Raw genomic sequence first — 3,499 nt, 5'->3', positions numbered from 1 at the left:
CACATCCTGTGATAACGCCTTCGTGACCAACATCGGTGCTGCTGCCGCTTCGCTTTCGCGCAAAAAACATCTGTTGGCCCGAGACCCTGGAGCGAAGCGGGAAGGGGAACGAAGGCTAAAAGCATCACGTCCTGTGATAACGCCTTCGTGACCAACATCCTGTTGCCCCGACGCCCCCAGGAAGCTCTGCTCTGTGCGAAAGCGAAGCGTCAGCAACAAAGCGCCCAGCCGGAACGGAAATCAACCACACGTAATGGTGATAGGTCATATTTTTGCAAATATATTAATTTGGAGATTCTTGCTATAAATCCTAATGATCGTTCAGAAGTCTTTTTATGACCAATCAACAATGGCAGAGGGATGCCGATGAGCGAAATTTGTGATAAAATTCATCTATCTAATGTGAACTGTGAGTTGAGATGTATGATGGAAAGTCAAAAGTATGCAATTGTTGATTTAGAGACGACTGGTCATTCACCGGCAAATGGGGACCGAATGATTCAAATAGCAATTGTTATTATGAAAGATTGGGAAATTGAACAAACGTATACGAAGTTTATTTATCCAGGTAAAGCTATTCCAACTTTCATCCAAGATTTAACGCATATTACGGATGAGGATGTAAAGGATGCCTTGCCGTTTGAGGCACATGCCGACTACATATATGAACTGCTTGCCGATTGTGTATTCGTCGCGCATAATGCGGATTTTGACTTATCCTTTTTACAAGCAGAGTTCAAGCGTGCGGGTTTATCAAAATGGCAGGGTAAAAAGATGGACACGGTGGAGCTTGCCAAAATTTTGTTCCCAATGTCACTCGGCTTTAAGCTAGGTGATTTAGCGGCAGATTTAAATATAGAGCTAGCAAATGCACACCGAGCAGATGACGATGCCCGTGCAACAGCGGAGCTCTTTAAACGGTGCTGGAAGGAGTTACTCAGTCTCCCGCAGCTAACCCTTGAACAAATGCACAAACGTTCATTCAGATTGAAATCAAATTTATCCCAGCTTTTCTTCGAGGCTCTTCAAATTAAACGACAGCATGTAACTGTTAATGAGAATGTCTCCTACTACCGCAATTTGGCAATATGTGATGGACGAAAAAAGTATACAAATCATGCGGAGGTAGTTTCATATCCACAAACAGTAGCTGACAAAACAGCATTAATGTCAAAAGCCATGTCGAATTTTGAGCAACGACCTGCGCAATTCGAAATGATGGACACTATTTGGCAAGCGCTCAATGACAAAAGGGAATGCGTGATAGAGGCCTCAACAGGTATTGGTAAAACAGCAGGCTATCTACTTCCAGCGATTTTGTATGCTCGAACAGTCGATAAAAAAATCGCGATTAGCACATATACGTCACACTTGCAGGAGCAACTTGTTGAGGAAGAGCTACCAAAGATTGAAAAAATCCTTGGCACTAAAGTAAATATTGCTGTTCTTAAGGGCATGCAGCATTATATTGACGTTGCACGCTTTGAGCAATGTATGGCTTATGCTGATGAAACTTATGATGATACATTTACGATTTTGCAAATTCTTGTCTGGCTGACAAAAACTGAAACAGGTGTGCTAAGTGAACTCAATGTATCTGGGGGCGGACAACTATTTTTAGAGAAAATCCGCAAAATGCCTGATGAAAAACCTTCAAAGGGCTTTGATTTCTATGAGCAAGCGTTAAAAAATAGTGAATTTGCCGATTGTATTGTAACGAATCATTCTATGGTGCTCAGTGATTTAGTCCGTCAAACACCAATCTTTACAAAAATTGACGGATGGATCATTGACGAAGCACATCAATTTATACAATCTGCTATGCAACAGGATGAAATTGTCTTCTCCTATACGCAGTGGAAGTACATTTTCGGTCAAATCGGAACGATGGAGGAAACGGCTTTGTTCCAGCAATTTAGTCAGGCAGCTAAGAAAAAACACCGCGTTTCTATGCAAAGCTTACAGCGACTAGATGCACAATTTATTCGTCTACAACGGACATTCGATGAAACTATGCAACGGGCTGTACAAAAAATGCAGCAACAAATAAAAGGGAAGCAATCTAGTAGTAAATGCACTTTATTTTTAGAAGATGTATCGCTAGCAAAAGAACCGCTTCTACAAGTGAGTAAGCTTACACAGCAGTGGCTTGATCTTGCGACAGAAGTAGGGCAGGCTTTTGAAAATAATATTGAGCAATTAGATAAAAATGAGCTCTTTATTTTATCTGAGTGGCATTATTGGATCCGTGAATTAAAAGTAAAAATCGCGGAATGGGAGGAAATTTTCCTATCGCCACAGGATGATAATTCAGTATGGCTAGAATTTGATTTAAGGAGCGTTCCTGGAAGCTTACACGTCTATAAAAAGCCTGTTAATGTCACTCCTATCATTGAAAAAGTACTTACACCGCTTCGTAAGCAGGCAAGTATCGTGTGGACTTCAGGTACTTTAACGGTCCCAGGTAATGAGCGTTTTGTGACGAGTCAACTTGGTATTTCTGATAGTGTGCAAGTAATAAAGCTCCAAGCGCCATCATCCTATTATTCAGGTGCAAAGGCATTTATTGTCACGGATATGCCTGAAATTCAACATGTGTCTCAGGACGAATATATTGAAGCAGTCGCACATGCGATTACACGTACCGTGCGAATGACTGAAGGACGTTGCTTTGTCCTATTTACCGCTCAGGACATGCTTCGAAAAACAGTGGAGCTTATTCAAGATAGTGAACTCCTTGATGACTACATGCTCTTTGCACAAGGAGTCACAGGTGGTAGCCGTATGCGAATTCTGAAATCATTCCAAAAGTTTAGCCATGCCGTTCTTTTTGGTACAAACAGCTTCTGGGAAGGTGTAGACGTTCCGGGTGACGCTCTTGCATCGGTTATCGTTGTACGCCTGCCGTTCTCTTCACCGGAAGAGCCTGTATTTAAAGCGCGAGCAAAACATATTACCGCACAAGGTCGCAATTCTTTCAATGAGCTATCACTACCAGAAGCCATCATGCGTTTTAAACAGGGCTTTGGTCGTTTAATCCGCTCATCACAGGATAAAGGAGCCTTTATAGTTTTAGACCGTCGTATTTCAACAAAGTCGTACGGCAAGGAATTTGTTAAGGCGTTACCACCGATTGATGTGAAAAAATTGCAGCTACCTGAGTTGTTAAAGGAACTTAATAATTGGCAGAAATAATGGGAATCCCTTTTAGCAGTCTTGCTAAAAGGGGTTTTTTGGTAGGGTTAGATCAGAAAGCGGGTGACCCGATCGAATATAGCGTAAAAAAACAGATCGAAAACAGAGACCCCCGAACAATAAAGTCTGCAAGCAGGGCATAAAATTCACTCGCAAAAAAGCCCTCGACGATTGCGGGGGCTAGTTGCTATTTAATTTCTTTCAGCAAATGTTTTCGTAGCGAAAGTGAAACGACAGCTACAAATGTTTTCGTAGCGAAAGTGAAACGACAGCTACAAATGTTTTCGTAGCGAAAGTGAAAACG

1 protein-coding gene is annotated in these 3,499 nt (G+C 41.9%); it reads left to right on the top strand.

What is annotated here, in order from left to right; genetic code table 11:
- The first annotated feature begins 423 nt into the window (after positions 1-423).
- Positions 424-3,195: an ATP-dependent DNA helicase DinG gene (gene dinG, locus ACQKN2_RS06950; protein WP_427414332.1), complete on the top strand. Its 2,772-nt coding sequence runs from the start codon at positions 424-426 to the stop codon at positions 3,193-3,195.
- Positions 3,196-3,499 lie beyond the last annotated feature (304 nt).

Source organism: Lysinibacillus sp. NPDC093688 (assembly GCF_050280145.1).
GTDB classification, from domain to species: Bacteria; Bacillota; Bacilli; order Bacillales_A; family Planococcaceae; genus Lysinibacillus; species Lysinibacillus xylanilyticus_B.
This window is presented reverse-complemented; position numbering and strand designations above follow the sequence as displayed.

Coding starts and splice junctions, on each gene's coding strand:
- dinG (WP_427414332.1), top strand. CDS start 424: ATGATGGAAAGTCAAAAGTATGCAATTGTTGATTTAGAGACGACTGGT.